We start from the raw sequence: 15,899 nt of genomic DNA, 5'->3' as shown, positions 1-15,899 counted from the left end.
GCGGGGGCGGGGGCGGTAGTCGGTGGTCGGTGGGCTGGCAGGCCCCGTACACCTTATTCGCAGATTTGTAGGGAAGTCCTTTTTGCGCCTGGGGCCGCCGACGCACGGGAGAGGCTACTCGGCGAGGTCCTCCAGGAGACGGGCGGTGGACAGGCCGGCCCGCAGGTAGGCCACGAACAGCTCGTTGTGCAGCGCCCAGGGCGAGCGCCTGGCCCGCACCAGCCGGATCGCCTCCTCGGCCGTACGCCCCTGGTACACCAGTGTCTGCGCGACCACGAGCCCCGACCGGTTGTACCCGCTGTAGCAGCGCACCAGCACCGACCGCCCCGCGTCCAGCGCCTCGCCGGCCGCCCGCGCGAGCCGCATCACCCCCGCGAGCTGGGTGCCGTCCAGCGGTCCGTCCGGTATCGGCCACACGTGGTGCTCGACCCCGGCCGCCGGACCGTGCCCGGGCAGCCGCAGCAGACTCTGCACCAGATCGAACTCGTCCCGCACCACGGCAGCCTCCAGCCGCCCCGAACGCGCCCGGAACTCGTGGCCGCCCATCCACAGACCGGGCAGCACCTCGCTCCAGGGACTGTCCGGAGCCGGCACGTCGTACTGCTCCCCACGGATCCGCACCGGCGCCTCCCCGCTGCGCGCGCCAACCCCTGTCAAAGGTAGCGGGGTTCTTGCCCCTGGAGCACCCCGCCTGTTCCCATGGTCGAGGGGTGATGACGCAATGAGCGGACTGCGCGTCGTGCCGGCCTGGCGGCACGGCCAGGAGCGACTGTACGTATGCCTCACGGACGGAAGGAACATCGCCTGGTACGACCGGGAGGCCGGCCGGGTCAACCTGCTCAGCGAGGAGCGGCGGGACGATGTGCTGGAGACCCTGCGGCCGTTCCTGACCGGCCCGGTCACGATCGGCCCGCCACCCGTGCCCACCCCCGCCGAACTGGCCCGGCTGAGCCTGCATCCCGACGACGACCTGGCACCCAACCGCCCCGGCGAGGCGCTGCTGGTCGCCCTCGACCGGGACCCCGGTCCGGCCCACCGGCTGCGCCCCGACCCGCGCCGCCGCGCCCTGGCCGCGGAACAGGCCGTCGGCGACGCCCTGGACCGCCTGGACGGCGCCGGCTGGCACGCCCTGCACTCCGTCCCGCTGCCCGGCGGCGACCGCCTGCACCACCTGCTGATCGGGCCGGGCGGCCTGTTCTGCGTGTACTCCCTCTACGCCCGCAAGCAGAAGGTCCAGGTCGCCGATCCGATGGTCACCCTGGGCCGCCGTGACCCCCGGCCGCTGCTGCGCCGCCTGCGGGCGGACGCCGACCGGGCCTCGTACGCCCTCACCGCCGAGGTCCGTCCGGTGCTGGCCCTGACCGAACCGGCGGACGTCATGCTGACCGCCCCGCCGCGCGAGGTCCACATCCTCCGCGACCGGGACCTGGACACCCTGTCCCGCCTGGGCGGCGTCCTCAAGCCGGCGGACGTGGAGGCCCTGCACGCGATGGCACGGGACCGGAACACGTGGGTGAGGGTCTAGAGCTTCCCGGGGCAGAGCTTCCCGGGGCAGGGCTTCCCGGGGCGGGGCTTCCCGGGGGCGGGGCTTCTCAGGGCAGGCCCGCTCGGAGCAGGCCCGCTCGGAGCAGGCCGGCTCGGAGCAGGGCCGCTCAGGGCAGTTCCGCGGCGCGCCCCGCGTCCAGCAGCGGGGCCAGCAGGTCCCCGTGGTCCTGGACGCGCGGCGCGATGTCCCCCGCCCGGAACACCAGCTGGCCCGCCGCCCGGCACTGCGCGACCTCCTCCCAGGTGACCGGCGCCGACACCGTCGGCTCCCGCCGCGCCCGCACCGTGTACGGCGCGGCCGTCGTCTTCCGCCCCGCGTTCTGGCTCCAGTCCACGAACACCTTCCCGGGCCGCAGACTCCGCGTCATCCGGTGCACCACCAGCCGCGGCAGCGCCCGCTCCGCCTCCACCGCCAGCCCCTTCGCGTACTCGCTCACCCGCTCGCTGGACGCGCCCCGCACCGCCGCCAGCAGATGCAGCCCCTTCGACCCGGCCGTCTTGACGTACGCCTCGATCCCGTCCGCCGCCAGCCGCTCCCGCAGCCACAGCGCCACCGCACAGCACTGGACCACCGTCGCCGGCGCGCCCGGGTCCAGGTCGAAGACGATCCGGTCGGCCTCGTCCGGCGTCCCCACCGGCCACTGGTGCGTGTGGAACTCGGCGACCAGGTTCGCCGCCCACATCAGACTCGCGAGGTCCTGCACCAGCACCATCCGCGCCGCCCCCTCCGACCGGCGCACCTCGGCGGTCGTGACCCACTCGGGCGTACCCGGCGGCACGTTCTTGGTGAAGAACACCTGGCCGTCGGGGCCGTCCGGATAGCGCAGGAAGGACACCGGACGGTCCCGCAGATGGGGCAGCAGGACCCCGGACGTCGTCGCGTAGTAGTGCAGCAGCTCGCCCTTGGTGAACCCGGTCGCCGGGTACAGCACCTTCTCCAGATTGCTGAGCGCGACCCTTCGCCCGTCCACCTCTGTGATCGGCGTCATACGATGACAATCTCATACAAATCCTGGTATTCGGACGGAGGGAAACCGCACGTGCGATCCATCTGGAACGGCGCGATCTCCTTCGGGCTCGTCAGCATCCCGATCAAGCTGGTGAACGCCACGGAGAGCCACTCGATCTCCTTCCGCCAGGTCCACACCGAGGACAACGGCCGCATCCGGTACCGCAAGTTCTGCGAGCTGGAGGACCGTGAGGTCACCCAGTCGGAGATCGGCAAGGGGTACGAGGACGCCGACGGCACGATCGTCCCGATCACCGACGAGGACCTGTCCCACCTGCCCATCCCCACCGCCCGCACGATCGAGATCGTCGCGTTCGTCCCGGCCGACCGGATCGACCCGCTCCAGATGGACGCGGCGTACTACCTCGCGGCCTCCGGTGCCCCGGCCGCGAAGCCGTACACCCTCCTCCGCGAGGCCCTGAAGCGCAGCCACAAGGTGGCCATCGCGAAGTACGCGCTGCGCGGCCGTGAGCGCCTCGGCATGCTCCGGGTGGTCGGCGACGCCATCGCCATGCACGGCCTGCTCTGGCCGGACGAGGTCCGCGCCCCCGAGGGCGTCGCCCCCGACGTCGACGTCACCGTCCGCGACAAGGAACTCGACCTCGCGGACGCCCTGATGGACACCCTCGGCGAGGTCGATCTGGAGGACCTGCACGACGAGTACCGGGAGGCGCTGGAGGAGGTCATCGCCGCGAAGGCCTCCGGCGAGAGCCCGCCGGAGACCCCCGAACCGGCGCAGGGCGGCAAGGTCCTCGACCTGATGGCGGCCCTGGAGAAGAGCGTGCGGGCGGCGAAGGAGTCGAGAGGGGAGGCGGCCGGGGCCGGGGCCGAGGAGGCGGAGGTCACGCCACTGCCGGGCAAGAAGTCCGCGTCGGGGGCGAAGAGGACGACCGCGAAGCAGGCGGCGGCGAAGGAGTCCGCGGCGAAGCAGCCCGCGCCGAAGAAGACGGTGACGAAGAAGGCGGCGGAGGGCAGGGCGGGGGCGGAGAAGGCGGCGGCCGCGAAGTCCACGGCCGCCAAGTCCGTGGCCGGGAAGGCGCCGGCGAAGAAGGCTGCTGCCAAGAAGACGGCTTCGTCTCCCAGACGCTCCGCATGAAAGTGCGCCGGCGCGTGCCAAGGGCCCGCGTCGCGTCCGTTCAGCGCCTCGACTCCCCTGAGGGGCCGTCACCGCGCGTCTCCACGGTGCCGTTCGGATCCCGTCCGCCTGTCCTTGCGGCGCTTGCGGGGTGCCGCCTGCGAAGAAGCGCCGTCCGAAGCGCCCCTTCAGGGGCGCGGGGAACTGCGCGACCGGCCCACACCGGCCCGCGGCGGTCGCCGATGCGTGCCAGACCCGCAGGGTGTGCGGCCGCGGGCCGTCGCCCGGCCGGTTATCGCCATCCGCGATAGTGCATATTCTGGCAATTCCGTAGATATGCCGCATGCGTCGCGCAATGCTGGATGAGGGGGGAGGCCCGCTGCACGGCGGGCAGACAGGTTGTCCCCGTTCGTGAAGGCATTGTCATGCGTGCACTGCATTTCCACCCCCTCGGCCGAACCCGCGCCCTGTCCCTCACTCAGGTACGCACCCCCGCGGCGGAGGCCGGCCGGCCCGCCGATACGGCGGCAAGGACCACCTCGGGCCCGCCGGGCGACACGCGGGCCGCCGGTGCGCTGCCGGGGCTGTCCGCCGCGGAGTGCGGACTGCTGCTGATCAGGCTGACCTTCGGACTGCTGCTGGCGGGCCACGGCGCGCAGAAGCTCTTCGGCCTCTTCGGAGGGCCGGGCCTGGCGGCCACCGGCAGAAGCTTCGACGCCCTCGGCTACCACCCGGGCAAGGTCTTCGCCGTGATCGGCAGCCTCTCCGAAATCTGCGGGGGCCTCGGTCTCGCGGTAGGCCTGCTCACCCCGCTGGCAGCCGCCGCCGTCATCGGCGTGATGATCAACGCGATGGCGACCGTGAGCGGTGCCCACGGCCTGTGGATCCAGAACGGCGGAGTCGAGTACAGCGTCGCCATCTGCATCGTCGCCCTCGCCCTCACCGCCATCGGCCCGGGCCGGCTCTCCCTCGACCGGTTCTTCCCCTGGCGCTCGGGCGGCTGGCTCCCGGCGGCCGTCGCGCTCGGTCTGGGCGGCATCGGTGCCGCAATCGCGCTGAGCATCTGACATCCGTCGGCATCCGTCGACATACCTCGGCACTCGCCGGCCTCCGCGTCCGGGCGGCGGGGCCGCTGCCGCCATCCGTGTGGAAGCCCCGCGGCCCGGAGTGACCTTGTCGCGGCTCCGTGCGCGTGGCACCCCGAGCGGCCGAGTCACCCCTCCTACATTCCTCCTACATTCCGGCTGAGCTCGGCATCCCTGGGAGAGACGTGACCCGGTCCCGTATCCGTTCCGCGCTGGCCCTGCCGGCCGCCGGCCTGCTCCTCGCCACCGGCTGGCTGACCGGCTGCGGGGACCTGACACCGGCCGGAGACCCCGCCGGCACCCGGCAGCCCGCGCCCGAGGCCGGCCACGACCTCCCGGCCGGACCGCGGCTGCAGGACCCGCCGGAGCTGGTCAGCCGCAACGGCCTCCTGAAGGCGGCCATCGTGGTGGAACGCCGGAAGGTGCGGGTCGGCGACCGCCGGCTGTACGCCACCACCTACAACGGGGCGTACATGCCACCCACCCTGCGGGTACGGCCCGGTGACCGCATCGACCTCACCATGACCAACCGCGTCGACGCCGACACCAACCTGCACACGCACGGCCTGCACGTCTCGCCGCACAGCCCCTCCGACGACGTCTTCGTCGCCATCAAGTACAACCAGTCGTACCACTACCGGTACCAGCTGCCGTTCACCCACCCGACCGGCACGTTCTGGTACCACTCGCACGCTGACATGACGTCCGCCCCGCAGGTCGCGGGCGGCGAGTCGGGCGTCGTCATCGTCGACGGCCTCCAGCAGCACCTGCCCCCGGCCCTGCGCGGCATCACCGAGCACACGATCGCGTTCAAGGACTTCCAGGTCGAGGGCGACTCGATCAGGACGCACCCGCTCAAGATCGGGTCGCCGACGAACCGTACGGTCAACGGCCAGCAGAACCCGGTGATCAGGATCCGGCCGGGGGAGACCCAGCTCTGGCGGCTCGCCAACATCGGGGCCAACATCTACTACAAGCTCCACCTCCAGGGCTCCCGCTTCCGCGTGATCGCCCAGGACGGCGTCCCCGTCCGCAAGGCGTACGACCAGGACACGATCGTGATCGCGGCCGGAGCGCGCTTCGACGTCCTGGTCCAGGGCGGCCCGCCCGGCGTCACGCGGCTGGAGACCCTGCCGTACGACACCGGTCCGGCCGGGAACAAGTTCCCCCGGGCCGACCTCGCCACCGTCGTCACCGGCGGCGCACCCGTGCAACGGGCCGCCCTGCCGACCGACATCGCCCCGCACGAGGACCTGAGCCACGCGAAGATCGCGGCCCGCAGGACCGTCGTCCTCACGGAGAACAAGGCGGGCACGAATTTCTACATCAACGGCCGGATGTACGACCCGCACCGGACCGACTTCACGGGCACCCTCGACACCGTCGAGGAGTGGACCGTCCGCAACGACACGGACGAGACCCACTCCTTCCACATCCACACCAACGACTTCCAGCTCATGAGCATCGACGGAAAGGCCCACGACCCGTCCCACGCCTGGTACGACACCATCGACGTGCCCGTCCGCGGCAAGGCGGTCCTCCGCATCCACTACACCGACTTCACCGGGCGGACCGTGGTCCACTGCCACATCCTCAACCACGAGGACATGGGCATGATGGCCGTCCTGGACATCGTCGCGCCCCGCGCGGACTCGCCCGGCAAGTGACCGGCCGGGGCGACCGTGGCGGCGGTCGTACGCTGGCCGGGGACAGCCCTGGCTCGCGGCTGGGAGGGCCGGCACGGTGCTCAGCCGCATGTTCCCGACCCGGCCGCGCTGGAACTGCTGCTCGGCGCCACGCTGGTGGCACTCCGCACCCGGCAACGGTCCGCCCGCAAGCCCCCCACCGCACAGGCCCCGACCTCGGCCTGACGCCTGTCACGCCCGCTACGGCACCCTCGTCCGAGCAGTGCGTATCCGGGTCGTCGTACCGAATCGCTCCACTGCTCGAATCGCTCTACTGTGCGGCTGTCCGGCGACCGGCTTCATCTCGCCGGTCCCGTCGGCGTCGGCTCCGACCCAACCCCCTCGCGCTGGAGACGGCGATGAGGAAGGAGCCGCCCACCGTCATCGGGAGGTGGGAGGAGAAGGGCGGGAGAGGGGGGTGCTCAAGGAAGGTCCGGGCGAAGGCAGTCCCGAGCAGGCCGGCGGTCAGCGTGATCGCCCACACGAGCAGTACGCGCAGCCACGTGCTCCGGTTGCTCAGCCAGGAAGTCATTGCCTCATCATGCCCATGATTCCCCTGGCGTCCACAGTTCCTGATCAGCCATGCTGTCCTGGCACCGACTGGCGGCCGCAGACCGCAGGGTGCGAGGGGCGGGGGACTGGTGGAGCAATCGCAGGTCGCGGCTGTGTCGTCGGAACAACAGAACATCCGCTACCGGTTGACGATCCGTCAGCGACTGCTGCCCATGCTGCCCGGACTCGGTGTCGTCATGCTTTCCCAGGGCCTGTTCTGGTTCGAGGGGGGATCGTTCGACCCCGTGATCGTCCCGGGGCTGTTCGTATGGGGTGTCCTGCTGCCTCTGGTGCAGATCGCCACGCGGGGGTTCGGGGTCACCCTCACGCCGTCGGCGGCCGTCGTGCACAACTTCCGCCGCCGGACCATCCCGTGGGCGAACGTCCAGGCCATCCAGATCGAGTCGCTCCTCGGCAGCCGGACCGTCGTGATCTACGAAGCGGGCGGCCGTCAAACCCGCCTGCGGGCGCCGACGACCGGGTTCCTCACCTGGGACCGCGACTTCGAGGGGAAGTTCCACACCATCGGCAGGTGGTGGCTGGACCACCGCGGCCCGGACTGGGTTCCCGTTCCGCCACCAGGGGTGTGGTGGGGCGGCCCACCGGCGTCCCAGGGGAACCCGTACGCTCCGCCCGCGTAAATCCTCGTGTATCCCGGTGTATCCCGGTGAATCCCTGGCCGTCGGGATCCGATGAAACGTCTAGGCGTGTCCGCCCCCGGCGGGCCCGTTCAGGGCGATGTCGTCGGCGTAGTAGTCGCCCTGCGCGTACCAGCCGTGCACGTAGATCGTCGCGCTGGTCTGGGAGCTGCCCGTGGTGAAGGAGACGGTCAGTCGGCTGTAGCCGGAGGGTGAGGTGGTCCAGGTGGAGGCGCCGCCGTTCACGCCCAGGTAGACATTGGAGCCGCGGACCCAGCCGCTGAGCGAGTAGGCCGTGTCCGGCCGCACCGCGACGGTCTGGTCGCACTGCCCGGTGTCGCGCGAACTCACCTTCCCCTGGAGGGCCTTCGAGCCCGCGTGCACGGGGGAGGAGACGATCGAGCCCGGGTTTCCGGCGCAGTTCCACGGCGAGAGACCGCCCGACTCGAAGCCGGGGTTGGCCAGGACGTCGGAGACCCCGCTCGTGCCCGGGGCGGTCGATGTCGGAGCGGTCGACGGCTGCGTGCTTGCCGTGCTCGCCGCGCCCGTCGCGGGAACGGGCCGGGTGGCCTTCGTACTTCCGGGGATCAGGAGAGAGCAGCCGAAGCCGACGACGGCCGCCGCGGCGACCGCGATCACCACGGCCGCCCGGCGCTGAACTGGCCCCAGGCGCGGCGGCCGGGTGTCGCCGTCGAGTACAGGGCGCCCGGGGAGCCCGGGGAGTTGTTCCGTCCCGCCGCCGTCGGGGACAGGCGGCAGCTGCTCGGTCTCACCGTCGGCCGGGGCGTGGGGGACGGCTGCGGTCACGGTCGCGTGGCCGCGGTAGTCCTTGTCCTCGCGTATGTCGTCAAGCAACTGGGCCAACGCGTCGGTGTTGCGCATGCGCTGCACGCGGATGGGCTCCAGCGGGGTGCGGTCGTCCGGTGTGGGCACGGTGCTCTCCTTCCGTCCCGTGGCACAGAGCCAGAGCTGTCCCTGCGGACTCATACGCAACGCCCGCTCCGGAGGTTCAGCCCGGCCTCGCCCGAAGGAGCCACGCCCGCCTCGGTGCGCCTCGCGGCCTCGTGCGCACAGCAACGTGCTCAAATGGGGCATGGCATCGTCCTGGACCGGTCACCGGGTCCGCCTACGCGCCGTCGAACCCGAGGACTGGACGGCGTTCATGCGCTTCGCCGTCGCCGCCGACGACGGGCGGGGAGGGAGTCGGCTGGATCTGCCGCGATCCGCCGAGAGCTGCCGTGCGTGGACGCAGGAGCAGTCCGTAGCCGCGTCTGATGACGACCGCTTCCAACTGGCGGTCGAATCGACGGCCACGGGAGAACTGGTCGGCACGGTCGGCTCGCATCGCACCGGCCCTCGTTCGGGCTGGTTCGAGTGCGATGTCATGATCGGCGCCGACCACCGGGGCAGGGGTTACGCGACGGAAGCCGTCATGCTCCTGCTTCGCTTCATGTTCGCCGAGCGGCGCTACCACAAGTGCCTGGCGGCGGTCTTCGCGCACAACGAGGCGTCGTTGGCACTGTTCCGTCGGCTCGGCTTCACCGAGGAGGGGCGGTTGCGGGAACATGTGTTCTTCGCCGGCCGACACCACGACCTCGTCATGATGGGCATGCTCGCCGAGGAGTTCGACCAGCGGCACACGACGAGCGAAGCGGGCGAGGCATGACCTGTTCTGCCGAACTGCCGGATTGCCGAACTGCCGTGTTGCCGTCAGTCGCGCAAGGTGGCGCGCAGGCGCAGGCCGACAGGTGCGAGACCTTCGAGGGTGGTGACCTGGTACCCGGGTTCCGGCCCGGTCGGCTCGCTCAGGTGGTAGCGGCGGGCGGTCTGCGCGGTCAGGAGCGTCAGCATCGCCATGGCCAGAGCGGCTCCCTCGCAGCCGTGCGGCCCGGTACCGAACGCGAGGAAGGCCCCGGGTTTCGCCGGCGAGCCCGCGTCGTCGAGCCAGCGCTCGGGCCGGAACCGGTCCGGCTCGGCGTGTTCGCGTGCGTCGCGCTGGGCGGTGTAGGGGCAGACGAGCACGGTGGACCCGGCGTCGATGGTGTAGCCGGCGAGCTGGGTCTGTCGGGGAGCCTGCCGGGTCAGTAGCCAGCTCGGGGGATACAGCCGGAGCACCTCGCTCACCAGTGCCTGGGTGTATCGCAGGTTGCCGAGATGGGCGCTCGTCGTCGCGGCAGGGTCCGCGGGCAGCGCGGCGGCTTCGGCCGCGACGCGGCTCGCTGCCCGGGGGTGCCGGGCCAGGTGGAGCAGGATCCATCCGGCTGCCCGGGAAGGCGTCTCGAAGGTGGCGACGGTGATTCCGGGGAGAGTGTCGACGACGGCCTCTTCCGGCAGCAGGCCGTAGTGGGGGGAGGGCCGGAGCATCTGTCCCAGCATGTCCTCGCCGAGCCGGCCCGATGAACGGCGTCGGCGGACGATGGGCCGCAGCGCGTCGGTGAAGGCGACTTGCTGCCGTGTGCGGAACCGCCGTGCCGGTGTGGGAACCCAGCGCGGCCATACCCAGCGCGAGGGGCGTACGAGCACCTCCCGGGCCAGGAAGAGCTGTGAGGCAGGGGCCAGCAGGGTGGGAGCGTCTTCGGAGAAGAGGTAGCTCACGCCGATCTCCGCCAGCGTGTGCCGAACCGGGGGCAGCACCTCGACGTCCCGGTCCGTGGGCCACTGGTCGGCGAATCGAGCGGTCTGGGGCGCGATCTCGCCGATCCGGGCTGCCACCGCCTGCGCACGGAGTCCGCGCATGCGCGCGGCGTGAGCGTACGCACGCTCCTCGGACGTCGGTGTCCCGCTCGCCCGCTTCAACGGCGGGAAGAGGGGTGACGACGCCTTCGGGAAATCCTGGGCACGGCGCAGCACGGATTCACACGGCCCGGCCGCGGCTGCCACGTAGACACCGGGTTCCAGCTGCCAGACGTCCCCGCACTCCTCGGCCCCTCGGCGCGCCAACGCCAGCCGGTCGCGGCTCCAGGCCGCGAAGCCTCCACCGGCCAACCGCGGCGGCTCGTCCTTTCGGCCCATGAGATCGCCCCTGGCTCCCGTACCTGTCCAGGCCGACGTCGTCGTCGGCGGCGTGGACGAAAACCGGCGGGCACCCGAGGGCGCCCGCCGACACTGCGGTCAGTCCTGGTCGTCGCCTGCGTACGCATTCCACTCGTGGGCCCCGTACGCACCGTAGTGGCGGGTGAAGGACAGCTTGCCGAGCAATTTGGCGATCATGATGCACTCCTCTCGCCTGTCTTCAGCGCCCAAACCACATATCACATTTTGCCACAAATGCCCTGTATTGGCGGAGTCGATTCCCCGATTTCCGGCGCAAGCAGGGGGAGCGGGTCCGGGCCCGCTGGGGAGCTCGTACCACGCAGCCATGCGGACGGGAGGAAGCCGGAAGTTTTCACCGGTCCTGTCTCCCCTGGCCGTCTACGGGGTGTCCTGCCCCGGCGAGACGGGACAACGGGGGCGGACCTGCTCCGGAGGCCAGACGGGGCTGAGAGGGCACTTGTGCCATGCCCTGACCTGCGACGGAGAGGCTGCCGGTCGTGAGCCGAGCTGCGACCGGCTGAATAGCCCCCTACGTCGCCGTCTCCCCCGACGGAGGACGTGCGGGGCCACTCACTACGTGCTCTGCCTCTCGGCTGTCGGTCTGCCGTTCGGTCGGGACCGGCGCTGCATGGTCGACAGGGGAGTCTTGGCATGCAGTGACTTACTCCCCGGGCTTCCCCTGTTTCCCCCTTGTTCTGGTGCGGCTGTGCTGCGTGCGCATTCATCAGCAACTATCCGGTGCCATTTACCGCTTCTGTGCCCTGTAGCGCCTCATCAGCACAGTGATCCGCGCGTGGTCTGCCTGGCCGTTGAGTTCGGCCACGAGATCGTCGGGACACAACTCGTAGAGATCACCCCACCATCGACGTCCTCGGTTGTCCCAGACCCGATACCCACCCGGGACGCCTCGGGCGACGTAGCGTCTCCTGCTCACGATCTCCACCCCTGTTCCGGACACGGTGTGTGCTGCCTCCACCAGCGGGTCGTCCCTGCCCGACCCGATGGCCCTCTGGTGTTCCCAGGGGTCATACCTCGCGTTGATCATCGGGTTGTGACAGCGCGGGCACGGATGCTCGTGGCGGCTGTGAGCTGTGCTTGAACGACGACCGGCAGGCCAGACCCACAAAGCGCGGCTTGTGGGGTCGCGTATCGGCACTTGCCGACAGGATAGAAAGGGCGCTCCTGACGCGACCACTGCTTTAGGAGTTCGATCTGCATTCGCCCCTGGGGGCCGTCGACGGCCGGCCCGGCGGTGGTTGTCGGACGGCTCTGGCATCCTGCGCCGGTGAGAATGACATGGTCCGCCTTCTGGGCGCTGATAGCCACCCTGAACGGCAGAGCCACGGAAGCGAGTTGCCAGCGCCTGGCCGACGAGTTGAGCCGCCGTTCCGTCCCCGACATCATCGGCTTCGCGGAACGACATGCCGAGGCCCTGTACCGGCTGGACCAGGAGAAGTTCGGGAGGCTTCCCGTCGCCGACATGACGGGCCGGGACGGCAGGCCTTTCCCGCAGTCTGCCGATGGGTTCCTGTACGCCCGTTGTGCTGTCGTCGCCGCAGGACAGGCCGTATGGGAAGGCGTCTTCTTCGACGTCGACAAGTTCGCTCCGTACACCTCCACCGAGTGCGACGGGGAGTGGCTGCTGTATGTGCCGGATCGGGCATACGCACTCGCTACCGGGAAGGTGTGGGGCCACTCGACCCGGTACTGCTTCGAGAGCTACTCCAACAGGGACGGATGGCCGAACCTGGGGAGCTGAGGTGCACTACTACTTGATGGGGACCTCGTAGGTCGGTCCTCCTGGCGCCGGTCGTTGTCAGTGCTGCTTGCTAGTTTGCCCAGTGGAGTGAGACCGGTCAGAGAACCTTCGAGGTCCGCGGTCAAGGGGGGTGGGCACAAAGGTCCCCGGGAGCCACCTCGGGACTATGTTGCAGGCCGTGGATCCCCACCCCCCTCATCCTCCGCTCCTTCGGGAGGAAAGCGGCCGGCGCCGCTTTTCCAGGAGCGGCTTCTGCCTTCGGTCTCGTCCGCACGATCGTGAACAGGGCTGAACAAGACGGAAGCCGAGACGGACGGCCACGCAGGGTTGAAGGGCCAGGCCGGCCAATTTGCTGGTCTGGCAGCTTCGTCCATACGACGATGCTGCCATGCACCACGCAGACAACGAGGAAGAGCCGATCAAGCTGATCCGCCGCTACGTCACGCCCGACCGGCGGTACCTCGAACTTGGCGGCGCCCTTCTCGGGATGAGCGGTCGCAACCGAACCAACTTCCTCCGGAAGCTGGGCCAGGCTGCCGGTGAGATCAGTCCTCGTGAACTGGACACGCTGCTTGACGGAGGGTGGCGCGAGCGTAAGACGGCAGCCTGGCTCGTCGCCGTGGCCGGCAGATCCGAGTTCCGCGATCGTCTCGGCGAACTCTGCGCCGCCGCTGACGAGGCTGCCAAGCACTGTCCCGGCAGGCTGACATGAGTCCCCGCCGAGAATCGCCACCACCAGTCCGTCACCAGTCCGTGCACTGACCTGTACGGACGGGCCGGATGGATCCCAGCGGGCTTCGATAACACTCCCCGTGATTCCCCGCTCGATCTGGTGCGGATGTGGTGCGGTCACGGGCGCGCGGGCCAGGCGTCTGGTCGTCGTTGGGAGGCGTGGGAGGGGCCGGGGACGGCTCGGCCAGGCACGGGGCTGTGGCAGCCCTGTTGTCAGTGCGTGCGGCTATGTTGCGTCAGCCAGGATGGGTGTTGCTCTGGGAGGGGCTGTGGGAGCCAAGACGGGACTGCTGGTGTACGCCGACGGCGACATACCGGGGCTGCTGCGACGAGTGGGGCCGGCGGACCGTGACCGGACGGCCGCCATGATGCGGCGGCTGTATCCGGGTCGGGAGATCGAGGAGTGCGAAGGCTCGACCCTCTGGGACGGCGTGTACCCCCCGAAGGGAACGGCGTACGCGGCCAGCTGGCCCGGGGTGGAGGTCATCGGTGACCAGAGGGTGATGATCGAACTCCCCTCCCGGCTCCCGGAGCACCTGGTGGCGGCAAGCGCCGGCCGACGGCTCGTCCTGCACGCCATGCACAGCGTCGTCGACTGGCTCGCGTTCGCCGTATGGGAAAACGGGCGCCTGGTCCGCTCGCTCAGCTTGTCCCCGGACAGCGGCGTCGTCGAGAACATCGGCGAACCGCTCCCCTTCGAACTGCCCTACTGGGCCGGGAACCGTCCGGCCGGCATCGTGCCCTGGCCAGACGAAGACGAACGGCCGTACCCCCTGCCTTTCCACCCCTTGGAGCTGGGCGAGGACGCGTTGAGGGCACTTTGCGGCTTCATCCTGGAGGGGCGCCCCGAGACCGATGACGTCGACGCAGACGCCATCGAGCTGCACGGATTCCATACACGGGACCCCCTTGGGCCCGATCTCGCATAACAGGAAGCGGAGTTGCGCAGAGCCGCGGAAGCCATGGCCCCGCCGCGCCTACACACTGGGCCCTGATGGTTCATTGAGCCTCTTCAGCGATGGCGCGCGAGGGTGAGTACGGCCTTGTCGATTGACGTCAGGCGGTTCGGGCTGCAACGGGCATGGCGAAAGATCCGCCAGGACTTCAGCCGCGCGACGCCGCGTTCGGCTGGCGCTCGTGCGGCGGACAGCGCGCGGTTGACGGCCTGCTGGGTGGGCGTGAGGGCCTGGCCCGGTGGGCGGCGGAGCGGCGTTGTCACCCAGGGGCCGGCGCCGATGTAGGCGCGATCGGCCAGGACGGGCACGCCTTGGCGTTCGTAGACGGGCTCTTCAGCCAGGGCTGCGGCCGCTCGGGTGCGCCGTAGCGGGCCGCCGCTGCGGCGATCAGGGGCAGCAGCGCGCTGGAACGGTGCCGCCGGACGCGCTGGCGGTATTCGTCCTCGGTCACCAGCCGGTCGTAGAGGTACGCAGCCATCCCGCCATGATCCTCGCCACGGAGAGTTCGGTCGATGCGGTTTCTCTTGTGTCGGTGCCGAGCTGCGAACCGCCTTCAATTGGCATTGATTGGGGCCACGCGGGAATCCACCGGCTTGGTCTTCGGCCGGTGGATTCCCGTTGATCCCCACGCGATGTTGATCTGCTCAGTGCGTCAGGTCCAGCACGGCCGTGCAGTGCGGATCGTCCTCCGGCTCCTCGAAGAGCTCCCGCTCCTGCGAGCGGGAGAACACCTCCGCGATCACGGCCGGCCCTGCCTCCGCGAGCCGGACGTCGCAGGCCACGACGCCGGAGTCCCCCTGATGGCGTACGTACAGCCGCATCCGGCCCTCGCTCCGGTACAGGAAGCCGACCAGCAGTGACTCGGCCTTCTCCCGCTCCTCATAGCCCGGAACCGGGCAGTTCAGCGCGGTCAGCAGCGTGTGTGCCCGGTCCTCCGGCAGCTCCTCGGCGGGCACCTCCTCCGCGAGCTTGATCAGCGGCGCGTCGAAGACGTGGTCCACCTGACCGCCGGAGTAGAAGCGCACCTCGCCCGCCTCGTGGCGTACGCGGCTGACCGCTTCCCACGGGAGCAGTACCTCGTCCTGCCGGAAGAGCGGGATCTCGTAGACGGTGAGGAGATCGGTGACGGTCGCCTTCCGCCGGCCGAGCGCGATCCGCACGGCCGGCGTCCCGCCGGGGCTCGGGAGGACGCCGCGGACGCGCATCTTCTTCACGATCGGTGCCTGCGTGTAGAGGATCAGGTGACCGGTCACGTCGGCTTGTGCCACGGCCACTTCCCACGGCGTCATTGCGGGTGTCTCCCTGTTCAGCGCTTGAACTAGGCGGCGGACCGGTTCATCCAGTTGGGGCACTTCCTCATGCCCTTGCAGTAGGCGGTGATGACGCCGATCATCTGCCCGCTTCCGGCGTCGTACCGATCGTCCTGCGTACGGCGGGTGACCTGCGCCTTGACGATGATCTTCACCTGGGGGTGCGTGCCGTCGAAGGCGTAGCCCCAGTATTCCAGGCCCCCCTTGCCGTCGTTCTTGTCCGCCTTGCCGTTCAGAGGGGCGTTGACGATGCGGCAGGTGCGGATGTTGTGGTTGCCGGAGAAGTGCGCCCAGCCCAGTTCGCTGTTGCCGATACGGGTGGGTATGTTCCGCCCGTCCAGGTCCTTCTGGTGGCACTTCTTGGTTTTGTTCCAATGGGGGGCATCGGCGTGTGCGGCTCCCGTCTGCCCCAAGGCCACGATGGCGGCCGAGAGGGTGACGAGCGACGCTTTCGTGATCCTCTTCAAGTACCTGACCATGTCACACAACTACCGCCCGACTCACCCGATTTCAGTGAGGT

The 15,899-nt window shown here is 70.1% G+C and carries 16 protein-coding genes and 2 pseudogenes; 10 read left to right on the top strand and 8 right to left on the bottom strand.

All coding sequences use genetic code 11. The features are described 5' to 3' along the window. Positions 1–114: 114 nt before the first annotated feature. Positions 115–621, bottom strand: a complete 507-nt coding sequence (locus ACGF5O_RS11495; protein ID WP_393809693.1) for a protein phosphatase — start codon at positions 619–621, stop codon at positions 115–117. Between the two features lie 100 nt (positions 622–721). Here ACGF5O_RS11495 and ACGF5O_RS11490 point away from each other — a divergent pair, with 100 nt between their 5' ends. After that, positions 722–1,525 (top strand): nuclease-related domain-containing protein, encoded by an 804-nt coding sequence (locus tag ACGF5O_RS11490; protein ID WP_393809692.1) that lies wholly within the window; start codon positions 722–724, stop codon positions 1,523–1,525. A gap of 127 nt (positions 1,526–1,652) precedes the next feature. On the opposite strand, the gene ligD is transcribed toward ACGF5O_RS11490, so the two are convergent. Then, a complete protein-coding gene (gene ligD, locus ACGF5O_RS11485; protein ID WP_393809691.1) occupies positions 1,653–2,534 on the bottom strand; it encodes a non-homologous end-joining DNA ligase in 882 nt (293 codons plus the stop codon). 3 nt (positions 2,535–2,537) lie between these two features. On the opposite strand from ligD, the gene ACGF5O_RS11480 reads away from it, so the two are divergent. From ACGF5O_RS11480 to ACGF5O_RS11460, 5 genes are all read left to right on the top strand, one after another. Continuing rightward, positions 2,538–3,650, top strand: a complete 1,113-nt coding sequence (locus ACGF5O_RS11480; RefSeq protein ID WP_393809690.1) for a Ku protein — start codon at positions 2,538–2,540, stop codon at positions 3,648–3,650. 563 nt (positions 3,651–4,213) lie between these two features. Further along, positions 4,214–4,696, top strand: a complete 483-nt coding sequence (locus tag ACGF5O_RS11475) for a DoxX family protein (RefSeq protein ID WP_393810118.1) — start codon at positions 4,214–4,216, stop codon at positions 4,694–4,696. 203 nt (positions 4,697–4,899) lie between these two features. After that, complete coding sequence (locus tag ACGF5O_RS11470; protein ID WP_393809689.1) at positions 4,900–6,381, top strand: multicopper oxidase family protein; 1,482 nt, start codon at positions 4,900–4,902, stop codon at positions 6,379–6,381. A 15-nt stretch (positions 6,382–6,396) separates the two neighbouring features. Next, positions 6,397–6,585, top strand: a complete 189-nt coding sequence (locus ACGF5O_RS11465; RefSeq protein WP_393809688.1) for a hypothetical protein — start codon at positions 6,397–6,399, stop codon at positions 6,583–6,585. Between the two features lie 455 nt (positions 6,586–7,040). After that, on the top strand, positions 7,041–7,592 hold the full coding sequence (locus ACGF5O_RS11460) for a hypothetical protein (protein ID WP_393809687.1): 552 nt from the start codon (positions 7,041–7,043) through the stop codon (positions 7,590–7,592). Between the two features lie 69 nt (positions 7,593–7,661). Here the strand turns inward: ACGF5O_RS11460 and ACGF5O_RS11455 are convergent. Then, positions 7,662–8,057: pseudogene (locus tag ACGF5O_RS11455) on the bottom strand (carbohydrate binding domain-containing protein); the annotation flags it as partial. Between the two features lie 625 nt (positions 8,058–8,682). Here ACGF5O_RS11455 and ACGF5O_RS11450 point away from each other — a divergent pair. Further along, a complete protein-coding gene (locus ACGF5O_RS11450; protein WP_393809686.1) occupies positions 8,683–9,255 on the top strand; it encodes a GNAT family N-acetyltransferase in 573 nt (190 codons plus the stop codon). Between the two features lie 44 nt (positions 9,256–9,299). Here the strand turns inward: ACGF5O_RS11450 and ACGF5O_RS11445 are convergent, their stop codons facing one another. Together ACGF5O_RS11445 and ACGF5O_RS11440 are read right to left on the bottom strand one after the other, a co-directional pair. Beyond that, the gene (locus tag ACGF5O_RS11445) at positions 9,300–10,601 is read right to left on the bottom strand and encodes a cytochrome P450 (RefSeq protein ID WP_393809685.1); all 1,302 of its coding nucleotides are present in this window, start codon (positions 10,599–10,601) and stop codon (positions 9,300–9,302) included. Positions 10,602–11,367: 766 nt separating this feature from the next. Next, entirely contained in the window at positions 11,368–11,556 is a 189-nt protein-coding gene (locus ACGF5O_RS11440; protein WP_393810117.1) for a hypothetical protein, read from the bottom strand. A 357-nt stretch (positions 11,557–11,913) separates the two neighbouring features. On the opposite strand from ACGF5O_RS11440, the gene ACGF5O_RS11435 reads away from it, so the two are divergent. The 3 genes from ACGF5O_RS11435 to ACGF5O_RS11425 all read left to right on the top strand — a co-directional run bounded on the left by ACGF5O_RS11435 (position 11,914) and on the right by ACGF5O_RS11425 (position 14,042). Then, positions 11,914–12,381, top strand: a complete 468-nt coding sequence (locus tag ACGF5O_RS11435) for a DUF4240 domain-containing protein (protein WP_393810116.1) — start codon at positions 11,914–11,916, stop codon at positions 12,379–12,381. Positions 12,382–12,769: 388 nt separating this feature from the next. Continuing rightward, positions 12,770–13,093 carry a DUF6000 family protein gene (locus ACGF5O_RS11430; RefSeq protein ID WP_393809684.1) on the top strand — a complete coding sequence of 108 codons (324 nt, stop codon included), beginning with the start codon at positions 12,770–12,772 and terminating at the stop codon, positions 13,091–13,093. Positions 13,094–13,382: 289 nt separating this feature from the next. Further along, complete coding sequence (locus ACGF5O_RS11425; RefSeq protein WP_393809683.1) at positions 13,383–14,042, top strand: DUF6928 family protein; 660 nt, start codon at positions 13,383–13,385, stop codon at positions 14,040–14,042. 83 nt (positions 14,043–14,125) lie between these two features. On the opposite strand, the pseudogene ACGF5O_RS11420 reads toward ACGF5O_RS11425, so the two are convergent. From ACGF5O_RS11420 to ACGF5O_RS11410, 3 genes and pseudogenes are all read right to left on the bottom strand, one after another. After that, positions 14,126–14,527, bottom strand: a pseudogene (locus ACGF5O_RS11420) (transposase family protein); the annotation flags it as partial. 186 nt (positions 14,528–14,713) lie between these two features. Then, complete coding sequence (locus ACGF5O_RS11415; protein ID WP_393809682.1) at positions 14,714–15,358, bottom strand: hypothetical protein; 645 nt, start codon at positions 15,356–15,358, stop codon at positions 14,714–14,716. Positions 15,359–15,387: 29 nt separating this feature from the next. Next, positions 15,388–15,846, bottom strand: coding sequence for a hypothetical protein (locus ACGF5O_RS11410; protein ID WP_393809681.1), 459 nt, complete (start codon positions 15,844–15,846; stop codon positions 15,388–15,390). Positions 15,847–15,899: the final 53 nt, after the last annotated feature.

The organism is Streptomyces sp. NPDC048291, from assembly GCF_043201715.1.
Taxonomy (GTDB): domain Bacteria; phylum Actinomycetota; class Actinomycetes; order Streptomycetales; family Streptomycetaceae; genus Streptomyces.
This window is presented reverse-complemented; position numbering and strand designations above follow the sequence as displayed.

What these genes read in the sequence shown, in the direction of transcription:
- ACGF5O_RS11450 (WP_393809686.1), top strand. Translation starts at nt 8,683, where the DNA reads ATGGCATCGTCCTGGACCGGTCACCGGGTCCGCCTACGCGCCGTCGAA.
- ACGF5O_RS11415 (WP_393809682.1), bottom strand. Translation starts at nt 15,358, where the DNA reads ATGACGCCGTGGGAAGTGGCCGTGGCACAAGCCGACGTGACCGGTCAC.
- ACGF5O_RS11445 (WP_393809685.1), bottom strand. Translation starts at nt 10,601, where the DNA reads ATGGGCCGAAAGGACGAGCCGCCGCGGTTGGCCGGTGGAGGCTTCGCG.
- ACGF5O_RS11490 (WP_393809692.1), top strand. Translation starts at nt 722, where the DNA reads ATGAGCGGACTGCGCGTCGTGCCGGCCTGGCGGCACGGCCAGGAGCGA.
- ACGF5O_RS11430 (WP_393809684.1), top strand. Translation starts at nt 12,770, where the DNA reads ATGCACCACGCAGACAACGAGGAAGAGCCGATCAAGCTGATCCGCCGC.
- ACGF5O_RS11435 (WP_393810116.1), top strand. Translation starts at nt 11,914, where the DNA reads ATGACATGGTCCGCCTTCTGGGCGCTGATAGCCACCCTGAACGGCAGA.
- ACGF5O_RS11480 (WP_393809690.1), top strand. Translation starts at nt 2,538, where the DNA reads ATGACAATCTCATACAAATCCTGGTATTCGGACGGAGGGAAACCGCAC.
- ligD (WP_393809691.1), bottom strand. Translation starts at nt 2,534, where the DNA reads ATGACGCCGATCACAGAGGTGGACGGGCGAAGGGTCGCGCTCAGCAAT.